The following is a 25,900-nucleotide window of genomic DNA, read 5'->3' on the forward strand; positions in this document are numbered from 1 at the left end:
GGCGAGCGTAGGAACTTCCATCATCGGGAGACCTCGACGTCTACCCAGACACCGCCGCGCTGACAGCTCCTACACCCTCATCTGCGAAGAGCCGGTAAATCGAGGTCGGATTAGCCTCCATGCCCCGGCGCTGCAATGAGTTTGGAATTGAAATTTCTAGTAAGTATTAGCTGGGATACATGTGTCCCCGTGGGGGTGCTGCTGTAGGACTCAGGAGCTTCCGGATCGCTTCGCCAAGTAAGGCAGAAATAACTACGAGAAGTGTGGTGGCGAGTCAGCCAACCGTGATCGCGCTTGCCAGCATCCTGGCGATTCCGTCGACGTCCCCGACATGGGCGCGCCAACGGGCGGGTTTGTTGTCGAGTGGACTGCTGGGAAGCGTGATCGCCATGGTCGCCGCCGAGCTCCCTGCATAATCGGAGTACTTGGAGGGCAGGAAAGGCGATGGCACTCCGAACGGTGATGTGGCGATGTCGTTGACGAGGAGTGCGTCGTAGCGCCCGGATACCCGCAGGAAGTCTCGGAATGGCAGGGGAGGTCGGCGATGGACGCAGTCGCTGATATTGAGTCGCGCGGCGACGTCGAGCAGTGTGCCTGCATCGGCGGTGAAGACGTGGAGCTCAAGCCGTTCGCGCATCTCGGCTGGCAGGAGACTGATGGCCTCGAGGAACTCGCCGCCGCCCCGGTTGGGGTAGAAGGTGCCGAAGTATCCGATGGAGTATCGGCTGCTGCTCGGGGTGGCGGTCGGCTCGCTCTCGTCTCGGTAGTGCTCTGAACCGAGCGTTGGATGCGGAGCGATGACAGCTTTCTTCTCGACGCCAGCGCGCATCCATTCCGGCGCGTCGCTGAGCATGACCGTCAGTTGCTGCTCGTTCGTGAAGACAAGCTGGTCGGCCAGGAGGAAGGGGATGAACTGCGCCCACGCGAGGACGGTTGCGTTGTTGCGCAGAAATGTCTGGCTGCGGTGATCGACAGCGCGCAGTAGTCGAAGGTTCGATCCCTTCAGCGAGGTTGTTCCCGATGGTCGCGGTGTCCCGTCGACGTGCCACAGGATCGGGTCGGAGAACTCTGCGATCCAGCGGTCGGCATGTCCGGCTGTACGCAGTCGAGCGGCGAGGAAGTGGGAGTGCGGCCACATCGATCTTGAGTACACCTCGTCGTACGAGGTGCCCCGTTTCCGAATTGCAGTCTCGCCGGCCGTGACGAAGGGGACCAGGCTGCGCTCGTCGGCGAAGAGGATGGGGACTTTGACCGTCTGATGATCGCGGATCCACGGTGACACCAGGTCCCACAGGGACTCATCTCGAGCGCGCACCGAGCTGAGGTCCGCCGAGAAGACATCGACAGGTACGTCCGCCTCGATGATGCGCTTGGCGACCGTGACGGCGCTGCCGTCGGTGAACGGCGGGAAATTGAAAGCGACGACAAGCCGACGAGTCGTCTGATCAGGCATCGCGGAGTCCCAGTGCGACGCTCTCCAGAAGACGCTGAGCGTGGGTGAATGACTGCGGCGCTTCGGCGGCGAACTCAGGATCGATGAACTCGTTGACCGAGAGCGAGTCGGCAACGAGGACGGCCACCCCGAGACGCATTGCGAACGAGGCTGCCGTGGTCGGAGCATTAGCCATCAATACGCTGAGGTTGGAGGCGACTCGGACCTCCTCGTCGGACTCACTGCTCCCGAGCAGTGAGTCCACCAATGTCAGCCGCAGCTCATCGCCACCGTCACCGCTGAGCCGGAACCGCCGGCGACCACGAGGCAAGGAGAGTCCGCCTGCGCGGATCGGTGTCGGGCTGACCCACACCGGGGCCTCCTGGAACCACTCCGTGATCCGCTGGCCGGTGAGCGCAGAGAAGGGCTGGAGGAAATCGCATCGACCTGCTGTCCAGGGCGCGAACACGAGGGAGGCTGCGACCGCCGTGCGATCGACATTGGCCTCGCCCAATGGCCAGCACACGCGGAGGCGATCAACGGGTGGGTGGGCATCGAAGTCGACGCGTGAAGTCTGGATCTCCGCCCATCCCTGAGGTGTCGGCGGCACATAGGTGAACTTCATCGGGTCGCCTCATTTCCTGCGGTACGGAGGGGGAGCTCGATGACCGAGACGCTTGTGGCATGGGGCAGCGAGGCTGCGAGGGACAGCGCCTCAGCAGGGTTCCCGTTTCGGAACCTGCCGAGCAGCCACGAGCTCTCGGCGCCATCGACTTCCAGCACGCGGCGCAGGACGACGGTGACTGAAGGCGCGGAGGACAGGGCTCTGTGGAGCTCCTTCGAGGTCTCGCCATCGGCGGACACGACAAGCCATGCCCCGTCCTTCCCAGGCATGCCGTACGTCTTCTCAACGGTGCGCACGAGGGAAGTCGCAGCATTGTTGTCGTCTTCCGGGGCGAGGTCATCCTCCCGCGCGTAACGACTGCGGAGGAGGGCGCCTGTTCCGTGCAGACGTCGAGTGACGTCTGCTGCATAGGTGGCGTCCGAGCCGGTCCAGACAAGTTCGCGCTCGAGAATCGATCCCTCGCTCGTTCGCACACTGCGGCGGCTCCATCGAGGATCGTCGGCCACGAGCTCGTCGATCGACGTGACATCGACGGTGCCAGGTGCCTCGATCTCGAGGGTGAGAGCTCGACCGAAGAGGATTGCATTGGCCAGCACGCCGAGCGCCGAGACCTTCACCTCAGGCATCTCGGGAGGGGTGAGGCCGCACCTCTCGAATGCCGTGCGGAGCGTGAGCTCGTCGAACGCTCGCTCGGATGCGATCGCCTCATCGGTGATCAGGTCCGCCACGGTCACGTGACGGCTGCTGGCGGGGAGCACCCAGTGTGCGCCGCTCGAGGCCACGGAGCGGATGACTCCGCTCCACTTCTCCGAGGAGGTCGAGACGGGGGAGGGGAGGAGCGCGCTGCGCACCACGGTGGTCCGCGGCGACGGCATCCCGGCGGGAAGGATGTTCAGCGGAGCGAGTGCCTCTCCCTCCTCGTCCCGCAGCAGGTGGGCCGTGCGATCGCTGATCAGTCCGACCCCGGGTGCCCAGAGGGCGAGCAGATTCTCGAGGCGGTCCTCGGCCCAAATCTCACCTGCGCGCACAGAGGTCGTGAAGGTGCCCCGAGGGCTGACGTCGTTCGCCGGGCGGCGCAAGATGCGCGGATCGGCCGGCACATCGACGTCGTCGGGCACGATGATCTCGATGTCCTGGACGCTCTGCCCGAGGACGCTGGTCAGTGTCTCGGAGAGGGTCGTAACTCCGTGGAAGACGGTGTCGACGAGCACAGTCACCAGCGGCACCATGCCCTTCGGGAGGTACCGGGGCTGGACGCGGTTCCGAGCGAACGTGGCGTCAGTGGAATGGATCCGTCGGTTTTCCGCAATAGCGGCAGTTGCTTCCTTCGAGCGGGCGGCGCTCGCTCCGCTCGAGGGATGCCAGATGTGGAACATCCCCATCCCGGGCTCGTCGAGCCAGTTGATGCGGGAACCGAATGCCTGGGCGCGCTTGCCGAGATCGACATCCTCGCCCCCGTACGTGTGCATCCGCTCGTCCCAACCGCGCAACCTCTCCCAGTTCTCGCGGGTGATCGCGACGAGGCCGCCCATTCCCCAGCGAGGACGGATCTGACCGATCGACGCGAACCGCTCCCAGTCGAAACCTTCGCGGCTCACCACCTCGTGGGAGTAGCCGATGGGCAGATCCCGGCATTGGAGGATGACGATCTCCTGGGGCTGTTGCTGGATCTGTTCGACCACCCTGCTCAGGGAGCGCGGAGTGAAGAGCATGTCCGCGTCGGTGGCGAGGATGATCTCGCCGCGTGAGGCGCGCACGCCCGCGTTGAGCGCCCGCGAACGTGACCACTCGCCGTTCGTCTCGACGATCTCGTGGCGAGCACCGACGCGTTCCGCGGACGCCGCGATCGAGTCGGCGTCTTCGCTGCCGTAGTCGGAGATGATGACCTCGTGGTCGATTCCGGAGAGCGAGTCGTGGATCGAACGGACCGAGAGCTCGAGCCTCTCGAGGCCCCAGTCCTTGAACCCGATGATGACGGAGACGAAGTCGGTGGGTGCCATGGTGACGTTCTCCTCGCTCATGCGTGGTTCTCCTGCGGGTGGAGGAGCTGCCAGGTCCTCGGCGCTCCGGGATCCTCAGGGACAGCCGAGATCCCGAGGGCGATGACCACGGGGATGTCATCCCCGCCGGACGGCCAGGCCACTGCCTCGATCAGGAACGAGTCAGGGATCGACGCGCTGGTCCAGGCCTTGAGGCGGGACGCGGTCGTCGCATCGGACGCGGGCGCGTACTGGCAGTCGGTGCCGAGGAGGTCGGAATGAAACCACGCGTCGCTCTCAGGAGTTATCCGCTCTCCGGACGAATCGACTGCGGTGACAGCAACGGCGAAGGCGCGAGCCGGAATCTCCCGCCCGGCGGTGACGAGCATGCACTCGAAGGCGTTCACCGGCTCGTCGGGTCGCCAGGTGAAAGTGATCCGGTCACCGGGTTTCATTCGGCCGTCCTTCTCAAGGTCTGCGCGAGGTGTATGCGTCTCGCGTGTCGGTGGGTAGCGGTGGCCCTGGGGCGTCTCACCAGGGTAGGCGTGTTGCGCGACAGGGCAGCACCATCAGGACATGGTTTCCCATCCAGTGGTCGCGGAGGTTGCGGGCACCCAACCGCGAGGTTGCGTGCGCTCGTCGAGTCCCCGTGAGCTGGGCACCCCACGCTAACGCGCCGTCTTCTCGTCGATGTCCTCGCGCGACGGTGAGGGAGCTGCTCCCCACGTGTCAGCGATCTGCCGCCAGTCACCGTGGGCGTCGGCGAGGTGAGCGAGCATCGGCTTGAGGTCCCGTGCACTCGGGGGAACATGCCCTCGACCCCAGTCCCCGAGCAGGACAGAGACCTCGGCCTGCCCGCCGACGATCTCCAGCCACGGGTTCATCTGGGTGCGCACGTGGCCGTCTGACGCGTTCTGGACGTAGATGACGGTGTTCTCGAAACCCTCGGCATAGACCCGCCGGAGGTCGGCTCGCGGGTGTGCCTCCAGGATCTCCCGAGATCCTTCCGCAGTGCTGGCGCCGAAGCATTGTCGTCCCAGGTCGTCCCAGTGCTCCTCAAGGTAGTCGAGGATCCGGGTCTGCGGGTTCACGGGAACGGCCAGGGAACCCGGGAACTCGTGGGACAGGTTCAGCGCGGCGAACCCGCCGCCGGACATCCCGAAGAAGACGAGGTGCTTCGCTCCCATTCGCTCCTGGAGCGCCGTGATGATCTCCACGAGCACCTTCGTCGCGTCCACCTTCGAGGTGCCGAGGTACCAGGCGAGACCGAGCTCTTCGCCGGCCAGCAGGCCGGGGTCGGAGACGAAGATCCGATTGAGGCCGATGCCGTCGCTCACCGTGCGCGCGGTGAAGATCGGAGGCTTGAGTCCCGAGCCGCCCAATGCGGCATGAAAGCTAACCAGCGTCGTCTCCGCGCCGATGTCATCCACGAGGAGGTCGAAGGGCAGTCCGTCCTGCCAGACGGTCAGGAAGCCGCTGCTGAGGTCCGCCTCGGCAATCTCCGAGGGTGACTGGAGGTCGGTGAAGGCTCCCCACGCTGCGGTGTCTCGGCGGTCGAGGTGGACGCGGGTGGTTCGATCCGCCGGACCCGTGTCTTGCGTCTCGCTGAGCGCGGTGGCTTGCTGGATCTCCTGCGCGAAGTATTCATAGGCCGCGTCCTGGTAGTGGAAGGGCGAGGCTCCCCACTCGTGGTCGCGACTCGTATGCGCGAGCTCCTGGGGGAGCGTGATGATGCGAAGTCCGAGGGTGCTCAGGTGGTCGAAGTACCGCCCGTACGCCGCGTTGGCCTCCGCGGGTGGCGTCATCCAGTCCGGGACGGGGAAAGCGTCTCCGTCTTCGTAAGTCGACGCCCAGTCAGCCCGCAGGACGACGGCCCGATGGAGAAGCCCGAGCTCCCGGAGTTCTGCGACGAAGCGCTCCGCCCCCGCACTCCATCGCTCGAAGTGCTCATCCGTGCCGAACGGCAGCAGGTGGGCGCCGCGAGAGGCTTCCCTGCCGCCAGCTCCCCAGAACTCGTTGAGCTTCGTCGCGTAACCGCCGCCGAGAGCGACGACACCGCCGCGCTCATCCACGAGGTCGATGAGGATCAGCTCCACCGCATCGCCGGCGTTCTTCAGCGACGAGTACAGGTTGCCGTCGAGATCTCCGGCGACCATGCGCTGCTGGAACGGGGATGTGAGCGGGGAGAGCTTCTCCTTGACCCCGGTGGTGGAGTTGCCCGCGCTGATGAGGGACTGCCGGGCGACGTACCGGTGGAGGACGAAGCGCTCCGGCAGGTACTTGAACGTATCGCGGCTCACGCAGCTGCCGTAGATGAAGGTGCGAACCTCCGCGCTGTCCATCGCCATGCTGACGTCGGCCTCCGATGTCGTCGTTCCGGGGCGTCTCCCCGTGAAGTCCGGGAGCTACCACCTCGCTGGGCGCTGTCGGTCTCGGAACCGCTCGCCCTCGGACCTTCATCGATCGTACCGGGATACGAGGAATGCGGGCCGCTCCTCTGGATAAACCTTCCGGCAGGTGACGGGGGAGTGACACCTTCCTGTCCTGAGGCCCAAAAGGAGGGCAGTAACGATGGTCCGGAGCGTCCCTGGGATACGCTGGCCAGCGCCGGAGCTTCCGCGGAAGCTCGCCGGTGGCCCCGTCCCAGGACCGAACGGATGTGATGCGACGTGACGAAGGCCGGGACCCGGCAGGACCTCGAGCTGCTCCACCGCGAGCCCGAGGCGGAACCCGCCTACACCCTCGTGATCCTCGACATCCTCTTCTGCGACTACGAGCAGGACGCCGAGATCCTCGATCGGTACTTCGCCCGCTTCGAGCACACGCTGGCCTCGCTGCAGGCGCAGCAGGTGCCCGATGACGCAGAGCTCCTGGTGACCATCCAGATCTCGTCCGACAAACGCCCCTGGATCGACCGACTCCTCGAGCTGCTGCGCACCCCACCGGCGAGCTCACGCACCAGGATCCGCATCTTCGAGTACGAGCATCCGGCAGAGGGGTACGAGGGCGGCGACCCGGAGCGAGTGGACTGGCAGAAGAAGCCGAACCTCCACTCCCCGTACCGGGAGCAGATGTTCCGGGAGACGCATCGGACTCTTCATCTCGATCGCTATCCCTGCGTCATCAGGGTGGGCCTGGACGACGACGACCTCTGGATGCCGTGGCAGACCGAGACGATCTGCGCGATCGCGAGCGCCGCACGCTTCGATCCCGCCGTGGAGCATGACGGAGTCCTGGCGCTCGGGATGCTGGACACCCTCGTGGGCTACGCCGGCGACGACGGCATCGACGTCGACTCCGCCCAGCTGAAGCGGTCGCTCACCGGTGAGAAGTTCCACGTCATCGACCACCCGGAGTCCGTGGACGCGATCGCAGCGTTCTCACCCTCCGCCGTTCCGGAGCGGATTGACGTCGAGTTCCACGAGCGCTTCGCGCGCAGGAACATCGGCCTCTATGCGGCGGGCGGATACACCCCCGGGTTCGTCTACATGCGATGGGGCCAGAACCTGTCCCGCCAGGGCAAGGAGTATCTCGAGACGAAGCGCTTCGGTCGAGTGCACGTCGACGATCCGGGGTCGGTCGCGACGATCCCCCGCGACGACGTCCCCCGCGATGATCGCCGACTCTGGTTCGGCGTTCCGGGCGCTGCGGTGCCGTTGAAGGTCTCCGTGCGTCGCCTCGGCAACGACGTCGCCGTGGACTCGAACCTCGCCTTCCAGCCGGGCAAGGGACTGAAGGTCTGCTACTACCTGATGCGCGGCACCGAGCGGATCGCGACGCGGTGGTACTCCACCGACTCGGAAGCCGTCTTCGAGGAGGCACCTGCCGGGGTGACGGTGAGGGCGTACGTCCGTGCGGCCGATGGCACGACGAACCGAGCCGAGAGCGAGAGGGTGTGAGCATGACGAGCAACCAGACCCTGGATGAAGCCCGCCTCCAGCAGCCGGTGTTCCGACATCCTGAGACGCGATGGGCCGACGTCGAGGCGTTCCACGCGGCGTCCGTCCGAGAGGATGGCATCCACGTCATCGGGAGCGGTGCAGCGCGCCAGATCGAGATCCTCACGGGGGGCAGCCCCTTCGAGAGCATCGATGAGCCCGTGCTGGTCATCTTCTCCGGAGCGATCTCGGACCGGGAGACCAAGACGCCGCCGTTCTTCTCCGGGAGCGGTCTCGCCGCGTCCACGGGGCATGCCTTCATCGCGATCTCGGACCCGGGGATCGAGCTCTCGGGTCAGATCGCCATCGCCTGGTACGCGGGGAGCGCTCACCACGACACGCGATCGGCGCTGATCGAGCTGCTGAGCCCGCTCTCCGTTCGTCTCGGCACGGATCTGTGGCTCGTGGGCGGCTCGGCGGGTGGGTTCTCTGCTCTGGCCATGGGACATGCACTCCCCGGTGGTCCGTCCGTGTTCACCTGGAACCCTCAGACGGACATCCTGGAGTACTCCCGTCGCTTCGTCGTCGACTACCTGACGACGGCCTTCCCGGTCAGTGCCCAGGAGCTCGGCGGTCCCGACTACAAGGACGTCGGCCGCGAGGTCCTCCGCCGCCACGGCGTGGTCTCATCCCATCTGGACTCCCTGCCGTCCCAGGGGCCGGGTCGACTCTTCTACCTGCAGAACGCGACCGACGTCCACTTCCTCGACCACTGTCGTCCCTACCTGCGGTCCCAGGGGTACACGCGCTACGACAGGGGGGTCTGGCGACGGGACCGCGACAAGGTCATCTGGATCGCGGACGTCGCGCCCGGACACACCCCGCCGTCACGCGACCAGCTCGTCTACCTGTTGCACCGGCTCACCCACTCCGCGGACGACGTCCTGACGACCGTGCGCCACCTCGACGCGGCGGACTACTTCAGGGATGACCCCGTACGCAGGCCCGAGCCGCTCGCCGTCGTGGCGGAGGAGATCTCACGGCGCGTCACCGTCGACTGGGACGGAGCGGAGCTTCACGTGCAGAGCGACCTGCCCGACGGAGTCGGACACCTGACCTGGACGGCAGAGCTGGTCTCGAACGGACGCCCGGTCGAGGCGTCCGGCCCGCAGACGGCCTGGGGATCCTGGGCGCCCTCCTCGCGCGCGAAGGCTGACGAGCTCGTGGTCGAGCTCCTCGACGGCTTCGGTGATGAGGTGCTCACCCGGCGGGTTGCGCTCTGAGCTCTGCGTGAGCTCAGCGGGCCTCAACGGTCAGCGCAGGGCCGACGTGATGGCCTCGTGCTGCAGGTCCATCAGATCGGCGACCTTGCCGGCCGGAGGCTGAGGGCACTCCAGCACCGTGCACAGGAGATCGTCCGGTGAGCCGGCGAGCGGAGCGCGGCGCACGTCGATCCCGAACACCGAGTAGTGGTCGCGGAACTTGAAGTCGCCACCGAACACCTTGTCGGTGAGGACGAAGGGCGCCACCGGCACCCCGTAGGCGTGGGCGAAGATGCAGCCGTGGAGACTGGTCGAGGCGATCGCCCGGTAGCGCGACAGCTGGGCGACGAACTCGTCGCGAGGTGCGTAGTTGTCGACGATGTCCTCGACCCTGTCGGGGTAGAGCCGAGCGAACTCCTCGCGGTCCACGTCGTGGATGATGAAGCCGAGAGGCTTGCGGGTCTCCGACGGCGTCATGGGAGAGATCCGCGGCAGGAGCAGACCGGGGTCACCGATCACCGCGGGCAGCTGCTTCGCATCGCGCTCCACGAGCGCCTGGGTGAGGAAGCCGCGCACCGCCTCGATCCGCACGTCCGGTCCGTACCGACGGGAGTTCCCGTTGATGAGGCCGCCCCCGACGATCGTGGCCGGGGACTCGGCGAGCGCTGCGACGAGGGAGCCGACCAGGGCCACGGTGCCGCCGGGCAGGGACTCCTTCTGCCGCATGCCGAGCCGCGAGTACGAATCGGCGCCCAGGATCCAGTCGGCGATGTGGAATCCCATCATGTCGCCGAGGTTCCCGGAGTCGCCGCGAACCACGGTCTTGTGGGCGTAGACGGAGGTCATGCAGAGCCTTTCGATCAGGGGCGAGCCGGGGCGACGAGCTCGACGAGGCGCGGCAGCACCACCTGCTCGGAGTATGTCGACGCGATGACGTCGGCCTCGTCCCGGGACTGGTCGAGGCGGGTGAGGATCGACGTCGCCATGTCCTCAACGGTTCCGCTCAGCCATTCCCGGGGGTAGAGGAGATCGGAACCGGCCCAGGCCAGGGATGCCGGCAGCGCGCCGCTCGCGGCGCCATCGGCCACGGTGAAGTGGAAGGACTCGAAGTCGGAGACGGACAGCGCCACTCCGATCTTCCGGTACCACTGGTCCATATTCGCTCCGTGCCCATCGAACTGCACGGCGTCGGGGAACCGGGAGTTCACGCGCTCGATCTGCGCCGAGAGGGCGTCGTAGTAGGCCATCTCCTCCGGGCGGTCCGCCATCCACGGGTAGTCCTCGGGGCGCTTCCCCTTCACGAAGAGGCGGAACCGCGAGTCCTGCTCGAGCAGCCGCTCGAGCAGCGCGACGGCGAGATCGAGCCGCTTGCGCTGAGGCACCATGCCCACGAAGCCCAGGTGGAAGCGGGCGTCCTCGTCCTTGGGGAGCGTGAGACCCTCGACGTCCACGAAGTTGGGGACCACATGAGAGCGGGATGCCGGCACTCCGTGGCTCTCCACAGCAGCGCGACGGATCAGCTCTCCGACGAACACGAAGGCGTCGACGTTCTTGTGCGTGATCCGGCGCAGGAAGGGCCGGTCCAGCTCCTGCAGATGGACCCGCACCACGAGGCGCTGATGGGTACCGAGGTGCTTCGAGTACCACACGGCGTTGCCCAGACCCCACTCGCAGAACACGACGTCCGCCTGGGCGAGCAGCTCCCTCGAGCGGTCCTCGTCGTGCTTCGTGTGGTTATCCCACTGGTCGATGAGCACGGTGTGCCCGGAGTGCTCGAGCTCCTCGATGAGGGCGCCGGCGAACTTGAGGTCGTGCCCGGCGATGAGGACCCTCCGCGGCACGGTGGTCGTCATCTCGGCGTCCGCGACGGCCTCCGCGGGAGTCTCCCGGGGCCCGACGACGAGCAGCCGCACGGCGGAGTCGTGGTGCGCCCGCAGGGCGGCCTCGACGGTCGGGTGAGCGGCGGCGCGCTCGGATCGCACGAGACCGTGCACCGAGCCGTCCAGCGCACCGAGGGTGGCGAGGGTGCGGCCCTCGGCGGAGCCGTCGGCGATCTCCGCGTCGATTCGGTTCCAGGTCCCGAAGCGGGGTGCGAGCAGGAGGTCCTCGAACCAGGTGCGGGGGAGCGGCTCGTCCACGATGCCGATCCAGGCGGCGGCCGGCGAGCCGGCCTCGGAGGAGTCGCGCACCGTGATCCGTGCTGCCGTGAGCGGGGCCGTCACCTCGGACGGGCCGCCGGGGACGAACACCTCGGCGGGCCGCTGGGACTGGGCGAGCAGCGAGGCGACGAGTTCGCTCGACCGCTCGGTGAGCACCGCCGCGTAGCCCTCGCGGGGCGCTGCGTCGACGGCGAGTCCCGTGGTGCGCAGCAGCACGGTGAGCGCGCTCTGCACGGTGTGGGAGCGGTGCACGGCGCGCATCTGGCGCCAGGCCTCGTGCACGCGGGCCACCGGATCGGTGGACCAGGCATGCAGCAGGGCCCGCCAGAGGGAGGCGTCCTTCGAGACGGGAATCATCCCCTGGAAGGTCTCCTCGACGCCGCGGCCCGGACCGGACAGCGCGATGCCGCCGCACGCCGCGATCTCCACCACGCGGCGGGAGAACATCGACGGCGAGTCCATGACCGAGTTGCCGTTGAGGTGGGCGAGGTGCGTCTTGTACGAGTCGATGACCTCGTCATAGGGGAGCGCCCCCTCGCTGTGGTGCGCGAACTCCGGCGGGAAGCGGTAGGGGGAGTCCGGGTTCGAGGCCTGGCGGTCGTAGATCGTGAGCCCGAACGCCGAGGACGTCTCGAGCATCCGGTAGAGCTCCTTCGAGCGCTCCTTGTATCGGTCGCCGTAGTAGGTGCCGGCGTAGGCGACGGTGTGCCGGTAGGGCCGCTCCGCGGGCAGCGGATTGTGGATCAGCGGCTGGGCGTAGAACGGCATCGCCGAGGCCGTGCGGGTCACAGCCCCCGGGGTGGAGAGGTACGTGGGGATCATCGCCGCGTCGGTGGTGAAGACGTGGTCGCACAGCGCCGCGGTGGCCCGGAAGCGACGGATGTGGATCGGGTCCTCCTTGTTCCAGAAGGCGGTGGTGATCCCCCGTTCGCGCGCGTGGGCGAGGAGCTCGCGGATGTCGCGGTGCTCCTCCGGCTCATAGGCGCCCACGCCCCGGTGCCACTGACCGCCGTTGCCCTCCCACGCGGACTCCACCAGCACGAGGTCGAGCCCTTCCGCGTCGAGCTGCTCGCGCCAGCGGGACCGGTCGAGCGGGACGATCCGCATCGAGGCGGAGAGCGTGGAAGTGGTGAACTCGTCGGCGATGAGGCCCACCGTGAACGTGTCGAAGGTGCGTCCCGCGGAGGCGGACTCGTCGCCGTGCCGGAGCACATCCTGGTGGGCGAGGCGCATCTCCGCGGTCACGGCGTTCCACGTGCGATCGTCGAGGGTCCAGAGGCGAGCGGTGCGGCCCAGGTCGCGGCAGCGGTCCGCGTCGGCGATCAGCTCGTCGAGCGCATCGGCCAGGGAGGTGACATGGCCGGCGCGGAAGAGCCGGGCGCGGGCCTGCTCCGGGCCGGCCAGGTCGAGATGCGGGGCGACGTCCGAGAGCAGCACGGCCTTCATCGAGGCGAAGGCCTCGAGCGGCTTCAGCGGGGAGACCATCTCGGTGACCGGCAGCGACAGGCGGGGGATCGGCATGATGTCGAAGGTGCTGAGCAGGCGCGGCATCTCGTCCATCGGCAGTCGGCCCACGAAATGCACGGCGGCCGCGCCGAGCTCGTCCCTCAGAGAAACGAGGGTCTTCTCCTCCGCGCCCGAGCCGGCGATGACCACCTGGTGCTCGGTGCCGCGCTCGGTCAGCTCGGCGGAGGCGCGCACGAGGGTCTCCAGGCCCTCGTACGCGACCATGCTGCCGGCGAAGCCGATGACGGGGACATCGGTGCGGATCCCCTTGGCCTCCGCGTAGCGGGCGTCGCGGGGGAGGGGCACGAACTCGTCGGTGTCCACGGCGTTCGGGGCGACCGTGATTCTCTCCGCGGGGATGCCGCGGGCGATGAGGTCCTCCTGCACTTGACGGGTGATCGCGAGGACGTGATCCGCCTCACGAGCCACCAGGGTCTCGAGATCGGCGATGGTCCGGTACTGCTCGCTGTCCTCGAACTCCGGCTTGCTCGCCACCTGCGAGAGCTCCCAGAAGCCGCGCACCTCGTAGACGAACGGCACTCCCACGCGGCGGGCGGCGATCAGCGCGGGCAGGGCGGTGCGGTAGTTCGAGGCGGACTGGATCAGCTCCGGGCGCTGCAGCAGGGCTTCGCGGGTGAAGGCGTCCGCGGCCTCGATGAGGTAGTGATCCATCGGGACGGTCCCCAGCCCGGAGCCGGGCATGTGGACGTAGCTAACGCCGTCGAGCTCCTCGACGACGCGACGCTGCGACGGCTTGGGTCTGTCGGCCTTGTGGTCCCAGGGATAGCCGGCGCGGGCGACGACGCGGACGTCCGCGCCGGAGTGCTGGAGCCCCTTGGCCACGCCGCGGGTGCGGGTCGAGTATCCGTTGGAGTTGAAGACGGGCGTGGAGTGCACGCAGTACATGACGCGGGACGGCTCGGGGAGGAACACGGCTCCGCTCGAGCGCGGGGGCACGGTCACGCCCTCGCGACGCAGACGATCATCACCGAGCACCCGCTCGATGATCCCCTTCTCCTTCGCGCCTAGCTGCTCGACCAGCTCCGGGTGCGCGATCGCCAGGGCCGCGGGCTCCTCGATCATGCCGTGGCCGAACCAGGTGCGGTTGATGACCCGGTAGAGCGTGACGGGCGAGGGATGGATCTCGAACTCGCGGCGGAGGGTGTCGAGATCCCGCTGCCCGACGGGGAGATGGGACTCCCACTCGGAGCCGTCGGCGGCAGGGCGCGGCGATCCCGCGGATGAGGGGGTCGCGGCCGTCGACGAGGACACGGGGGCGGGGGTCTTCGCCGGGGCGGGAGTCGCCGCCTCGGTCGGTGCGGGCTCCTCGATGGTCGGGTTCTCGGTGCCAGCCGGGCTCGCCGTGACCTTCTCGCTCCCGGAGGAACGGAACACCTGCACTGGACTCAGCACGGCCTTGCCCACCTTGAAGGTGCGGGAGCCGCGCACCCGCACGAGGTCATCCTTGAGTCGCTGCACCTCGTCCTTGTACCTGTCCCGAGAGGCCTCGACGACCTCGATGCGGCGGCGGGCGGCGGCGTCGGCCTTCTCCGCGCGGGAGGCGGCGGCCTCCGCCGTCTTCAGCGCGGTCTCGGCCTCGGCGCGCTTCTTCTTCTGCCAGCGGGCCGCCTTCTCCGCATCGGCGAGAGCGTCCCGCGCAGCCTTCAGCTGCGACCGGAGGTCCTCGGCCTGCTGGCGATAGGACTCCCGGGAGCGGAAGGCGGCGATCGGGTCCGTCGCTGCCTCGTTCGCGCGGAGGAGTTCGATCTCGGCGTCAGTGCGGGTCTCGTCGTCGAAGGTCATGTCTCGTTCCGTGGTGCGAGGGGGAGCAGGAGCGGGTGGCCCGGTGACCGGGGCTCAGCATGACAGGGCCCGCTCTCGCCGATGTCGACGGGAGCGGGTCCTGGTCATGAACGGTTCATGACGCTGTCAGCGCCACAGTCCCTTGGTGTCGATGACGACCTTCTCCTGGAGCGTCGAGCGGTCGAACTCCTTGAAGGGATCGTGGTCCACCATGACCAGCACGATGTCCGCGCGGTCCACGGCGTCCTCGAGCTCGGCGAGCTCGACGTTGGTCTTGTCGACGAACTCCTTCGGGAGCTCGTCGATGTTCGGCTCGACCACGAGCACCTGGCCCTCGGGCAGGCGGTCGGTGAGCGCGACGGCGATGTCCTTCGAGGGCGACTCGCGCAGGTCGTCGATGTTGGCCTTGAAGGCGATGCCGAGGGCCGCGACGACGGGGTTCTTGAACTTGTCCGCCTTCTGCAGGACCTTCTCGAGGACCAGCTCGGGCTTGGAGTCGTTGACCTCGCGGGCGGTGCGGATCAGGTTCGAGAACTCGCGGTCGGCGGAGACGATGAACCAGGGGTCCACGGCGATGCAGTGGCCGCCCACGCCCGGGCCGGGCTGGAGGATGTTCACGCGCGGGTGGTGGTTGGCGAGCTCGATCAGCTCCCACACGTCGATGCCCTGTCGCTCGGAGATGATCGAGAGCTCGTTCGCGAAGGCGATGTTCACGTCGCGGAAGGCGTTCTCGGTCAGCTTCGCCATCTCGGCGGTGCGGGCGTCGGTGAGCAGCAGCTCGCCCTTGCAGAAGCTGGCGTAGAGGTCGCGGTTCAGCTGCGCCGCCTCGGGGGAGAGGCCGCCGATGATGCGGTCGTTGTCGACCATCTCGATCATGATGCGGCCGGGCAGCACCCGCTCCGGGGCGTGCGAGAAGTACACCGAGTTCGGGAGGTTCGGCTCCTTGGTGAACTCGGGGCGCAGCTCGAGGATCACGTCGGCCATGTGCTCGGTCGCGCCGGGGGGCGAGGTCGACTCGAGCACCACCAGCTCACCGCCGGTCAGCTTCGGGGCGATGCCGCGAGCGGCCGCCTCGATGTAGGACAGATCCGCATCGTGGTCGCCCTTGAAGGGCGTGGGGACGGAGACGATGTAGGCGTCGGCCTCGGGGGTCTCCGTCTGCGCGGAGAGCTTGCCCTGGGCGACGGTGCCCGCGACGACGGTCTCGAGCCCCTCCTCGACGAACGGCACCTTGCCGGCGTTGATCGCATCGACGTTGCTCTGCTTGATGTCCACGCCGATCACCGTCTTGCCCGCCTGGGCGAGCACGGCGGCCGTGGGGAGGCCGATGTAGCCGAGGCCGATCACAGCCACGGTGTCGAGGGGGACATTGGGACTCAAGGGGACTCCTGAGGGGAGAGAGGGTGCCGACCGCAGGGTCGAGAACGCTCCTACCGTAGCGGGCAGGGCTCTGGTGCGCGACGGCGGATCTCGGATGATGACGCGTTCCGGGACGGTTCTTGTCAGATGTCACAAATCGGTGGCGCTCCGCTCATCCAGCGTTTTCGCACAGGCAACCGGAGATTCATCTGCCCCGTGGGGTGGACCGCCTGGACATGGGATCGGCCACCACCCGCACCGCCCGGCTGTGTCACGTCGGTACGCTCGATCCGTCACCGATCCGCGCAGAAGGAGCCGATGTGCCAGAGGCAGAGTCCCGACGTCACATCCGGCGCACTCGCTGGGTGGTCGTCGCCCTCGCCGGCCTCTTCGCCCTGGTCCTGCTGGCAGTGCTGGTCCTCGACGGACGCGTCACGACGCACCCGGAGCCGGCCCCCACGGCCGACTCGACCCGGCCCACCTCCCCGGATCCATCGGACGCAGGATCCGCGAGCGCTTCCCCCGGTCCCTCCGTGGCTCCGTTCAGCGCGGTGCAGAGGCTCTCGATGACGTTCCCGGAGAAGCAGCGGACCGATCGCACCTCCTTCGCCGTCGAGGAGGGTGAGACGTACCTGCTCCAGTTCGACGTGGACGCCGAGAAGCCCGCTGGATCTCCCGGGTACGGCTTCATGCTGGGACTCACCCTGCAGTGCACCGATCAGGACGGCCGCGGCGTCGCGACGCTGAGCGGGACGCAGAACCTGCTCACCGGGGAGCCGGTGACCCTGAGCAACCAGCTCGTGATGACCCCGGCGCGAGACGGGGTCATCACCTGCAGCATGCTCGCGAACGCCCCGGACGCCGACCTCGCCGCCCAGGGCACGGGCTTCGCGGTCGACGTCACGTGGAAGGTGACCGAGCCCGTGGGTCTCGCGCTCCCTGCCCAGCCCGCCGAGAGCCTGCCCGTGGTCATCCCGGCGTCATCGAGCCAGGTGCTCCTCACCCGGGACGTGGCGGTCGAGGAGCTCGCCCAGCGGCGGCTCGACGTGCTCACCTCGCTGCAGCTCACCACCTGCACGGGGCCGGGCGGATCCACCGAGGACGGGACGCAGTGGTGCACCGAAGACGTCATCGACCCGACGGGCAGCCACTTCCGGTTCGAGGTGCGCTACGACGTCATCGGCGCCGACGGCCAGGTGTGCGGAACGATCGATTCCGGTCGGCGCACCGAGTACCTCGACATCTACCGTCATCACCAGCTCTACCACGTGGCGAAGTCGGTCGCCGTCCCGACCGAGCTGTGCGGGCCCACCATCCGGACCTCGATCAACCTGCGCAATGACGGGCCCGCGGGCCTCCTCGTGCACCGTGCCGGCACCTCGATGGTGACGATGGAGACCCGTCCGGTCTCCTGATCGAGCGGCTCAGCGTGCCGAGTCGATGTCCGTGATCTCCACGCCCTCGGACGTGATCGACACCAGCTCCGCTCCGCGGCCGGTGCGGACCTCCAGGGCGAGGGTCTCCGACCCGTCGTCCGCACGGAGCGTCACCTCGACCGGCGCACCGTGCCCTGCCCCGAGAATGGTGACGTAGCGGAGCGAGGAGCCGGAGCGACGGGCGAGGACAGCGGTCGCCGGGGCGAGCTTCTTCCAGCCCACCGAGACGTACCCGTCGAACGGATCGTCCTGGGCCCGGACGCTCGAGAGGTCGAGCGCGTCCGGGTCGAACCAGAGCGCCGCGCTTTCCCCGTGCGCCGAGAGATCCGCACGATGATCGTCGAGCGTCACCTCGACGTCCGCACCGAGTTGCCATCGCTGGACGCCGGTGATCCTGCGGGACGCCCTCGCGCGATCGATCACCACGAGGTACTCGCCCTGGGTGGAGTAGATGACCCGGCGGGTGAGGTCGACGCGGTCGACGGAGAGGTCCTCGAGCAGGAAGTCATGATGGCGCTCGCCGACGACCTGCCGGGAGAGGTCCGTGAAGGCGTCGCGGAAAGCTTTGCGGCCCTCGATCGTGAGCACGGAATGCCCTGCTCGGGACACGAAGTGATGGCGCGGGATGCTCTTGCCGTACTGGTACTTGCCCGGATCCACCACCCAGTTCACCCCCCGCGCCGAATAGGTCAGCGAGGTCCCATCGGGATGGCCGTGCACCCGCCGCGCCGGACCGAAGCGCAGGGTGTAGTAGGTCTGCTCGGCATAGCGCCGCTGCTCGTCGCCCCAGCCGCTGCGCGCGAAGACGTACCCCGCGTCGTAGACAGCGACCGACTGATCGGGGGGAGTCCCCTCCTCGCCGTCCGTCGTCACGTAATCGGTGAACGGACTGTCGATCTTGTGCGGGCGCAGCACATCGGTGTCCCCGATGGAGACCAGGGTGCCGTCTGGCCTCGTGGCGTGGGCGATCTCCTCCGGGGCGTGGAGGTGCCGCTCCGAGCCGTCGGGCCGGGGCAGCTGCTCCACGTCGAAGCGCCGCAGCGCCTTCTCCCACCAGAGGAAGTTGTTGTGGTGATAGGCGGGCGCCCCTTCGGCGTTCATCCCCTGCTCGTCGTACTGCTCCCGCAGCAGAGCGCTCATGCGCCGGCTCGCGAGCTGCCAGTACTTCTCCTCCTTGAGCACCCGGCCGCAGAGGAACAGCGACTCCTGCTGGTGCAGTGCGTGATTCGCATTGCCCATGTGGTGGGGGTCCGCGAGGTGCTCGGCATGATCGCGGATCGTCGCCTCGATCCAGGGCAGATGTTCGGTGGCGCGCCGCCACACCAGCGGCGCGGCGAGGCACAGCTGCTGTGCACGGAGCCCGTCGGCCATGTCCACCCATGCCCAGTCCGAGGCTGCATTCCCGCGGGGGTTCTTCGCCGTCCAGTCCTGCATGTAGTACAGCCACATCTCGAGGGCGGCGCTGTTGCGCTTCACCGCAGCGCGACGCAGCGGCTCGAGCCATCGCAGCGAGTGGTACTGGAAGCACCAGTTGCGGTCCTCGAAGGGGTCCTCGGTCCAGGTGGGCTCCTCGGGAAGCGTCCACTCGGGGTGCGGAGCCATCGTGAGTCGGCGGGCGAGCAGCCGGGTGACCTCCGCGGAGTCGACCGAGACCTGGAAGGTCTGGCGACGCGACGCCCACAGATCGAGTCCCGGGGGCTGCGGCGGATCCTGGGGACGGGCAGCGGGCTTCACGCCGTGATCTCCGCGTACACCCCGGCAACGGCTGCGGCGAGCTGCCGCCAGTCCCGCTCGGAGACCACCCAATCCCGCGACTGGGCACCCAGCCGCGCACGCAGCTCCGGTTCGTCCAGCAGCTGCTCGATCTGCGCCGTCAGCGATGCGGCGCTGCCCTTCTCGTGCAGCAGCCCGTTCATCCCGGGGGTGACGATCTCCGCGAGGGCGGCGACGTCGGCGGCGACCACGGCCTTCCCCATCGCCATCGCCTCGAAGGGCTTGAGCGGGGAGACCATCTCGGTCACCGGCAGCGGGAGCCGCGGGAACGGGGTGATGTCGATGATCGAGTAGTAGCGCTCGACCTCCTCGTGCGGGACGCGGCCGGTGAAGGTGACGACGTCGTCGAGGCCCTGCGTGGTGGCGCTCGCCTGCAGCTCCTCGAGCTTCGCGCCGTCGCCGATGATCAGAACGTGGAAGTCGTCGCGGCGCGCGCGGAGGGACGCGGCGGTCTCGAGCAGCAGGTCCAGCCCCTCGTAGTCGACGACGGTGCCGACGTAGCCGATCACCGTCCTCCCGGTGACGCCGAGCCGGGCGGCGAGCTCCTCGTCGCGGGGGAGGGGGGTGAAGCGCTCGGTGTCCACGCCGTTGGGCACCACGGTGATCTTCTCGGCGGCCACGCCGCGCTCGACCAGCTCGGCCTTGAGCGCCTCGGTGATCGCGATGACCCTCGTCGCCGCGCGGGCGGTGTCCGCCTCCATCCGGGCGAGGTAGCGGTACTGGTCGCTGCGGCCCCACTCGGGGTCGCGGGAGGCACGGGTGACCTCCCACAGGCCGCGCACCTCGTACACGGAGGGGACGCCGAGGATGCTCCCGGCCTTCACCGCGGCGAGCCCGTTCCAGTGGTTCGAGGCGCCGTGCAGGATGGCCGGCCGCTCCGCGCGCGCGAGCGGGAGAAGGGCGTCGACGTACCGCTCGGTGTAGTCGAACATCGGGTTCTTCTTCTCGATCTGTCGCCCGGTGAGCAGGTGGTGGTAGTCGACCTCGCCCACCACCTCGCGGGCGGGCAGGTCGGGGACGTCCGCCATCTTCGGCATGTCGTAGGGGTAGCCGAGCCGGGTCACGCCGTCCACGTCCCAGCCGGCCCGGTTCAGCTCCGTGAGCAGGCCGTGGGTGCGGGTCGCGTAGCCGCCCGAGTGGTACGGCAGCGCGTTGTGCAGGAAGTAGAGGACGTGCCGCGGGACCGGCGCGTACTCGGGGGTCTCGCGCACCTCGGGGAAGGGGAAGCCGTCGCGGGCGAGATCCGAGTTCCGCACCGCGGGGGCGGGGGCCGCACCGACGGCGGAGGCGGTCGATCGTGAGGGGCGGGCCCGCCGGGTCTCGGTCCGGCTCCACCACAGACGCAGCTGCTCCATGCCTCCGTGCCGGAAGTGCCACAGGGCCTTGCGCAGGGTCGAGAGCGGGGACGGCATGGGACCTCCGGGCCGGGGACGCGAACTCCCACATAGTAGGCGCAGACCCGCCCGCTACCCTGCTCCTGGACGCCGCCCCACCTGCGAAGGACCGCGATGCCCGCCTCCTCCTCGGACACCCCGCGTCGACCCCGCCCCCCGGCGACCCTCCTCGGCGCCCTCCTGGTCCTCGCCCTCGTGGCGGTCCTCGCCGTGGTGGTCCTGGATCGGCGGGACGGCGGCGCGCCGGAGTCGGGGCCGGGCGCCCCCGCGGCGACGGAGACCCCGCCGCCCTTCCCTGAGCCGCCGGTCTCGACGATCGACCGCACCACGCTGACGGTCCCCGAGGAGGCGCGGATCGCCGAGCACACCTTCTGGGGCCGTGCGGGGGAGACCTACCTGGTCACCCTTGACGTGGTGAGTGAGAAGCCCGCCGACTCCGAGGGCTGGGCGATGTACCTCGGCGTGCTGGTCAGCTGCGCCCCCGAGGCGGGCGGGCCCGGCGACTACCGCGGCGGCACCCAGAACCTGCGCACCGGTGAGCGGACCGCGTACCGCAACCAGGTGCTCGTCACCCCGTCGGCCGATGGTGCGATCACCTGCGACGTGAAGCTCTCCGCGCCCTATGACGACGTCGCCTCCGCCGGCACCGCCTTCGAGGTCGAGGCGAGCTGGCGCGCCGCCCCCGTGGACGGCTCCGCCGCCGAGGCCACCACGGACGACCTGCCGCGCACCCTCGCCCCCGGCGCCGTGGACACCGTGCTCGCTGCCGCGTTCGATCTCACCAGCGAAGACGACGACGCCCTGCGCGGCCTCACCACCCTCCACCTCACCACCTGCACCGTGGTGAACGGCTCTCGCGAGGAAGGACGGGCCTGGTGCCGAGAGGACGCCCTCGACGAGGCCGGCTCCACGGCGACGCTCACCGCCCGCCTCGAGCTGCTCGACGCTGACGGCGCCGTGTGTGCGGAGCTCGCGGTCGAGTCGACGGAGCCCGACCACATCGACCTGCTGCGCCATCATCGGATGCTCTCCACGGACCTCGAGGCGATCCTGCCCGCCGAGCCCTGCGGCTCCACGGCCCGCCTGCGCGTCGGCCTCCGCAACGACGGACCGGCGCCGCTCGTCGTCCACCGCGCGAACAGCTCCGCGCTGCTCGTCGGCTCCTGACCCGCGGCGCGGCCTGCCCGCTCCTGACCCGCGGCCCGACCCGCCCTACTCCACCGCGAGACGGATCCGGAAGGTCGAGCCGATCCCGGGCTGGGAGCGCACGCTGATCTGCCCGTTGTGGGAGACCACGATCCGCCGCGTGAGCGAGAGGCCGATGCCGTGGCCGGGGATGTCGCTGTTGCGGGCGGTCTCGGTGCGGTAGAAGTCGGCGAACAGGTTGGTCTGCTCCTGCGCGGTCATGCCGATCCCGGTGTCGGTGACCCGCAGCTCCGCGTGCCCCTCGACCATCCCGGTGGCGACCGTGACCGTCCCGCCGCGGCGGGTGTACTTCACGGCGTTGGAGAGCAGGTTGTCGACGGCCTGCTGCATGCGGGCGGCGTCCAGCGGCATCTCCGGCGTGGGCTGCAGCTCCGAGATGAGGTCGATCCCCGCCTCCTCGGCGCGCAGCGCGAAGGACTCCACGGAGTGGGCGGCGATGTCGGAGAGGCGGGCGGGCCGTAGCACCAGCTTCTCCGCGCCGGAGCGGCTCACCTGGTCCTGCAGCAGGTCCTCCACGATCACCAGCAGCTGCTCCGCATTGCGATGCGCGACCTGCAGGTAGCCCGCCGTCTCCTTGGACAGGTCCAGGTCGTCCTGGGTCAGCTCCAGATAGCCGATCACCGAGGTCAGCGGGGTGCGCAGCTCATGGGACACCGAGGCGACGAACTGCTCCTGCGAGCGGACCATCTCGAGGTACGAGGTGACGTCGGAGAACACCACCACCGCCCCGGCCCGTTCGCCGTTCCGGTCCAGGATCTGCCGCGCCGAGGCGGAGAAGGCGGTGCCGTCCTCGCCGAGCGGACCCATCGCCACCAGGTAGTTGCTGAAGGACTCCTGCAGCACCGCCCGACGCACCGGGCGCTCCTCCGCCGGGATCGGCAGGGCGGTGCCCGGGTACCGCAGCAGCAGCTCCGCTTCGTTCGGGTCGGGGTTGTCCGGCGGGATGGCGAGCGCGTGGATCCGTCGCTGCCGGGCGTTCATGAGGAGGTCATGGCCCTCCGCGTCGACGACCACGATGCCCACGTCCACCGTGTCCAGGATGCTCTGCAGCAGCTGCGCGGAGGCGTCGATCTCGTCGATCACCGTCTCCCGCTCCGCGACGATCTCCTGCAGCCGCTCGGAGCGCCGGTCGAGCAGGTCGAGCGCCCCCACGGTGAGCAGACCGATCTGTAGCACGGTGAGGGGCAGCAGCAGCGCGTGCGCGAGGATCATCGAGTCCAGCTCCCCGCCGCGCACCAGGGAGGGCACCGAGATCGCCAGCGTGACCGCGAGGAGCGAGATGAGCACACCTGTCCGGCGCAGCCGGCCGGACAGCCACATCACCGGGATCAGCGCGAGCAGCGACGGGGACATCGACACCTCGCGCATGTGATCGCGCAGCAGCGCGACCCCCGCGATGTCCAGCACCGGGATCAGCGCCGCCCACGCCAGCGGACGGCTGTCCCAGCGCACCGTGAGGGCCAGCGCCGTGGTCACCGCGATCAGTCCCAGCGCCGCGAGGAACTGCGGCTGCAGCACCATCTCCAGGGCCGAGATGGCCACCAGCAGCGTATAGCCGAGGACCAGCCCCGCGAAGTACAGCTGCTTCGGCCGCGTGCCCGAAGCGGGGGCGACGACGGCCGCCAGCGGCGCGGTGGGGTGAGGTCGATCGGCCACGACGTGCTTCCTTCTCAGCGGGCGGGGACTCGGGGAAGCGTCCGGACCGGGACATTATCGGCAAGTCCGGGGAGCAGGGGGAGACCCCCGGGGCGATGAATGCCGCTCACATCACATCATGCGGGGGAGGGGTGATCCCAGATCGCCCCGTACTCCTCTCCGACCAGGGGCCACAGCCGCTCCCGGGCGCGCTCGAGGCTGTCGAGCCCGTCGGCGTCCGGCCCGTCGGCCACGAACTCATGGGGGATCGGCCGACCGGACCGGTCACGGCGGCCCTCGGGGTCGAGGAGGCGGAGGGCGATCATGCCGCCCTCGCGGCGGAAACCCTCCGCGGCGTCGCCGAGCGCGGCGAGCGCCGGGCTGTAGGTGCGCAGCGGATCACCGGGGAAGGTGCAGCGCAGGACGCGGAACCCCCAGGTGCGACCCCGGGTGGCCCAGAGCAGGCTCATCGCGGGCTCCGCACCAGCGTGCCGTCCCGCTCGCCCCGCTCGAGGTCCAGCAGGAAGCCGGTGAGCACCGCGGAGAGGTGGTCCTTCCGGGCCATCGCCCGACGGTTCGCCGCGACGAGATCGTCCCCGACGAGGTCCAGCAGCTGCACGACAGCGCCGGCGGAGACCGCGACCGAGGCGCCCTTGAGCACCGTCCGGATCTGCGGGGGCAGCGGGGCGCGGGCCGCCACGCCGAGCCCGGTCGCGAGGACCGGCAGCACGGCCTTCACCCCGTCCGCGCCGCTGAGCAGGTCATCGACCACCCTGCGCGGCATCTCCAGCGTGCGCGCCCAGCGCAGGTGCCGCTGCATCGGCAGCATCGCCGCGACCGGCAGCAGCAGATCCAGCCCCACCCGGGTGCTCACGTCGATCGTGCCCGGCTGGAAGCGGGCGGAGGACAGCCGCAGGAAGTCCTCGCCCACGGCGAGGGCGTCCCCGGCCCGCACGAAGCTGCGCAGGGTCTCGCGCAGCAGGCCCAGCTCGTCGGCCGCCTTCTCGATCACCAGCTCCTGGAAGTCGCGGGTGCTCATCTCCGGCAGCAGGTCCGCCTTCGACAGCGCGAGCATCCAGATCCGCGGCGCATCGACGAGCGGCTCCCCCTTCGGGAGGATCTCGGTGCGCAGGCTGAGCAGGCCGTTCTGGATCCCGGTGAACAGGGGGCGGAGGTAGCGCTCCTCCTCGCCGCGGTGCTCGAGCAGCCGCTGCCCGTCGATGAGCAGCACCGCCACATCGGAGACCAGCAGGGAGCGGAAGGTCGCGACGCGGCGTGCGGCCTCCTCGGGGCCGCTCACGTCCTGCTCGAACCATTCGCCCGGGTAGTCGTGCCACACGATCCGGGCCAGCGGCATCCCGGCCGGGGCGCTCTTGCCGGGCTTCGGCGGCTTGGCCGGCTTGGGCGCCTTGGCCGTCGTGGCGGACGGGGACGACTCGGGCGCCATCGGGGCGGCGACGCCGGGGCTCCCGGCCGCGGGCTGCGCCGAGCCGTCGGCGTCCAGCCCCGGCCGCAGCCGCAGGGAAAAGGCGTAGCTGCTCGCGTCGAAGCGGGTGGCGGCGGGCAGCTGCGTGGCCCGCTTCATCCCGTAGTAGTTCTTCAGCAGCCGCTGCCCCTGCCCGATGTCGTCCGCGACCACGTGGAAGGGGCTGGCGGACTGGAACGCCGCCTCCTGGTACGCGCCGTAGAACGAGGAGAGCAGGACCGTCTTGCCGCTGCCCGACTCGCCGAAGACCGCGATGTGCTGTTCCCTGAGGGGTTTCGCCATGCTCGCGAGTGTAGGGGCGGGTGCCGACGACTCCCCGTCGATCGGCGGTTTCGACGCCCTGGGAAGTGACACTTTCGTGTTACCCGTAAGTACCCCGAATCGGATGTGTCGGACATCTCTGCGTAGGCGTCGAGAGGGGACCTTCACCCCCTGGGCGGGGACGAATATGGACAGTAGTCTGGCCCGGCGAGCGTGCGGAGAGACCGCGCGCACGGCGTGAGGAGGCCTCGTGAGAACCGCACTGGTGGTCGAGGACGATGACGACATCCGCATGCTTCTGCGGGTCATCCTCACGCAGGACGACTACAGCGTGACGGTCGTGGAGAACGGCCAGGCGGGCATCGATGCCGCCCTCTCGCTCCGCCCCGACCTCTGCGTCGTGGACGTGGGCCTGCCCGACATGGAGGGCTACCAGGTCGTCACCGAGCTGACCGGCATCGTCGCCGGCCACATCGTGATGCTCTCCGCCCGCTCCACCGAGGACGACGCCCGCAAGGGCCTCGAGGCCGGCGCCGACGACTACCTCACCAAGCCCTTCCGCCCCCGCATGCTCCGCGAGCAGCTGCAGGCGATCGTCGCCCGCCCCGCCCGCGCCGCCGCGGAGTCGGATGTCCCGGCCGCCGACGCGGAGTCCGAGGCCAGCTGAGCTCAGCAGACGCTAGCTGAGCCCGGCTGAGCCCGGCCG

18 protein-coding genes are annotated in these 25,900 nt (G+C 69.1%); 5 read left to right on the forward strand and 13 right to left on the reverse strand.

Going from position 1 to position 25,900, the window contains the following annotated elements; genetic code table 11:
• Nucleotides 1-274: 274 nt before the first annotated feature.
• The 5 genes from V1260_RS07955 to V1260_RS07975 all read right to left on the reverse strand — a co-directional run bounded on the left by V1260_RS07955 (nucleotide 275) and on the right by V1260_RS07975 (nucleotide 6,384).
• Nucleotides 275-1,453, reverse strand: coding sequence for a hypothetical protein (locus V1260_RS07955; protein WP_329746280.1), 1,179 nt, complete (start codon nucleotides 1,451-1,453; stop codon nucleotides 275-277).
• Nucleotides 1,446-2,057: a hypothetical protein gene (locus tag V1260_RS07960; RefSeq protein ID WP_329746281.1), complete on the reverse strand. Its 612-nt coding sequence runs from the start codon at nucleotides 2,055-2,057 to the stop codon at nucleotides 1,446-1,448. The genes V1260_RS07955 and V1260_RS07960 overlap by 8 nt, the downstream gene beginning before the upstream one ends.
• Nucleotides 2,054-4,078 (reverse strand): glycosyltransferase family 2 protein, encoded by a 2,025-nt coding sequence (locus V1260_RS07965; RefSeq protein ID WP_329746282.1) that lies wholly within the window; start codon nucleotides 4,076-4,078, stop codon nucleotides 2,054-2,056. Before V1260_RS07965 ends, V1260_RS07960 begins: the two co-directional genes overlap by 4 nt.
• The gene (locus V1260_RS07970; protein ID WP_329746283.1) at nucleotides 4,075-4,443 is read right to left on the reverse strand and encodes a hypothetical protein; all 369 of its coding nucleotides are present in this window, start codon (nucleotides 4,441-4,443) and stop codon (nucleotides 4,075-4,077) included. The genes V1260_RS07965 and V1260_RS07970 overlap by 4 nt, the downstream gene beginning before the upstream one ends.
• A gap of 261 nt (nucleotides 4,444-4,704) precedes the next feature.
• Nucleotides 4,705-6,384 carry a DUF6270 domain-containing protein gene (locus V1260_RS07975; RefSeq protein ID WP_329746284.1) on the reverse strand — a complete coding sequence of 560 codons (1,680 nt, stop codon included), beginning with the start codon at nucleotides 6,382-6,384 and terminating at the stop codon, nucleotides 4,705-4,707.
• 321 nt (nucleotides 6,385-6,705) lie between these two features.
• Here V1260_RS07975 and V1260_RS07980 point away from each other — a divergent pair, with 321 nt between their 5' ends.
• Nucleotides 6,706-7,935, forward strand: coding sequence for a hypothetical protein (locus tag V1260_RS07980; protein ID WP_329746285.1), 1,230 nt, complete (start codon nucleotides 6,706-6,708; stop codon nucleotides 7,933-7,935).
• 2 nt (nucleotides 7,936-7,937) lie between these two features.
• Complete coding sequence (locus V1260_RS07985) at nucleotides 7,938-9,197, forward strand: hypothetical protein (protein WP_329746286.1); 1,260 nt, start codon at nucleotides 7,938-7,940, stop codon at nucleotides 9,195-9,197.
• Between the two features lie 30 nt (nucleotides 9,198-9,227).
• Here the strand turns inward: V1260_RS07985 and V1260_RS07990 are convergent, their stop codons facing one another.
• From V1260_RS07990 to wecC, 3 genes are all read right to left on the reverse strand, one after another.
• The gene (locus tag V1260_RS07990; protein ID WP_329746287.1) at nucleotides 9,228-10,022 is read right to left on the reverse strand and encodes a polysaccharide pyruvyl transferase family protein; all 795 of its coding nucleotides are present in this window, start codon (nucleotides 10,020-10,022) and stop codon (nucleotides 9,228-9,230) included.
• Between the two features lie 14 nt (nucleotides 10,023-10,036).
• Nucleotides 10,037-14,644: a glycosyltransferase gene (locus V1260_RS07995; protein ID WP_329746288.1), complete on the reverse strand. Its 4,608-nt coding sequence runs from the start codon at nucleotides 14,642-14,644 to the stop codon at nucleotides 10,037-10,039.
• 126 nt (nucleotides 14,645-14,770) lie between these two features.
• A complete protein-coding gene (wecC, locus tag V1260_RS08000; protein ID WP_329746289.1) occupies nucleotides 14,771-16,024 on the reverse strand; it encodes a UDP-N-acetyl-D-mannosamine dehydrogenase in 1,254 nt (417 codons plus the stop codon).
• 299 nt (nucleotides 16,025-16,323) lie between these two features.
• On the opposite strand from wecC, the gene V1260_RS08005 reads away from it, so the two are divergent.
• Nucleotides 16,324-17,418 (forward strand): hypothetical protein, encoded by a 1,095-nt coding sequence (locus tag V1260_RS08005; protein WP_329746290.1) that lies wholly within the window; start codon nucleotides 16,324-16,326, stop codon nucleotides 17,416-17,418.
• 9 nt (nucleotides 17,419-17,427) lie between these two features.
• Here V1260_RS08005 and V1260_RS08010 read toward each other — a convergent pair whose 3' ends face one another.
• On the reverse strand, nucleotides 17,428-19,173 hold the full coding sequence (locus V1260_RS08010) for a heparinase II/III domain-containing protein (RefSeq protein ID WP_329746291.1): 1,746 nt from the start codon (nucleotides 19,171-19,173) through the stop codon (nucleotides 17,428-17,430).
• Nucleotides 19,170-20,624 carry a glycosyltransferase gene (locus V1260_RS08015; RefSeq protein WP_329746292.1) on the reverse strand — a complete coding sequence of 485 codons (1,455 nt, stop codon included), beginning with the start codon at nucleotides 20,622-20,624 and terminating at the stop codon, nucleotides 19,170-19,172. Before V1260_RS08015 ends, V1260_RS08010 begins: the two co-directional genes overlap by 4 nt.
• A gap of 96 nt (nucleotides 20,625-20,720) precedes the next feature.
• Between V1260_RS08015 and V1260_RS08020 the strand changes: the two genes are divergently transcribed.
• Nucleotides 20,721-21,773 (forward strand): hypothetical protein, encoded by a 1,053-nt coding sequence (locus V1260_RS08020; RefSeq protein ID WP_329746293.1) that lies wholly within the window; start codon nucleotides 20,721-20,723, stop codon nucleotides 21,771-21,773.
• Between the two features lie 45 nt (nucleotides 21,774-21,818).
• Here V1260_RS08020 and V1260_RS08025 read toward each other — a convergent pair whose 3' ends face one another.
• From V1260_RS08025 to V1260_RS08035, 3 genes are all read right to left on the reverse strand, one after another.
• Complete coding sequence (locus V1260_RS08025) at nucleotides 21,819-23,468, reverse strand: sensor histidine kinase (RefSeq protein ID WP_329746294.1); 1,650 nt, start codon at nucleotides 23,466-23,468, stop codon at nucleotides 21,819-21,821.
• Between the two features lie 116 nt (nucleotides 23,469-23,584).
• On the reverse strand, nucleotides 23,585-23,917 hold the full coding sequence (locus tag V1260_RS08030; RefSeq protein ID WP_329746295.1) for a hypothetical protein: 333 nt from the start codon (nucleotides 23,915-23,917) through the stop codon (nucleotides 23,585-23,587).
• On the reverse strand, nucleotides 23,914-25,215 hold the full coding sequence (locus V1260_RS08035) for an ATP/GTP-binding protein (protein ID WP_329746296.1): 1,302 nt from the start codon (nucleotides 25,213-25,215) through the stop codon (nucleotides 23,914-23,916). The genes V1260_RS08030 and V1260_RS08035 overlap by 4 nt, the downstream gene beginning before the upstream one ends.
• Nucleotides 25,216-25,444: 229 nt before the next feature.
• Between V1260_RS08035 and V1260_RS08040 the strand changes: the two genes are divergently transcribed.
• Complete coding sequence (locus V1260_RS08040; protein WP_329746297.1) at nucleotides 25,445-25,861, forward strand: response regulator transcription factor; 417 nt, start codon at nucleotides 25,445-25,447, stop codon at nucleotides 25,859-25,861.
• The last annotated feature ends 39 nt before the right edge of the window (nucleotides 25,862-25,900 follow it).

The sequence above is a fragment of the Brachybacterium sp. J144 genome (assembly GCF_036321705.1).
GTDB lineage: Bacteria > Actinomycetota > Actinomycetes > Actinomycetales > Dermabacteraceae > Brachybacterium.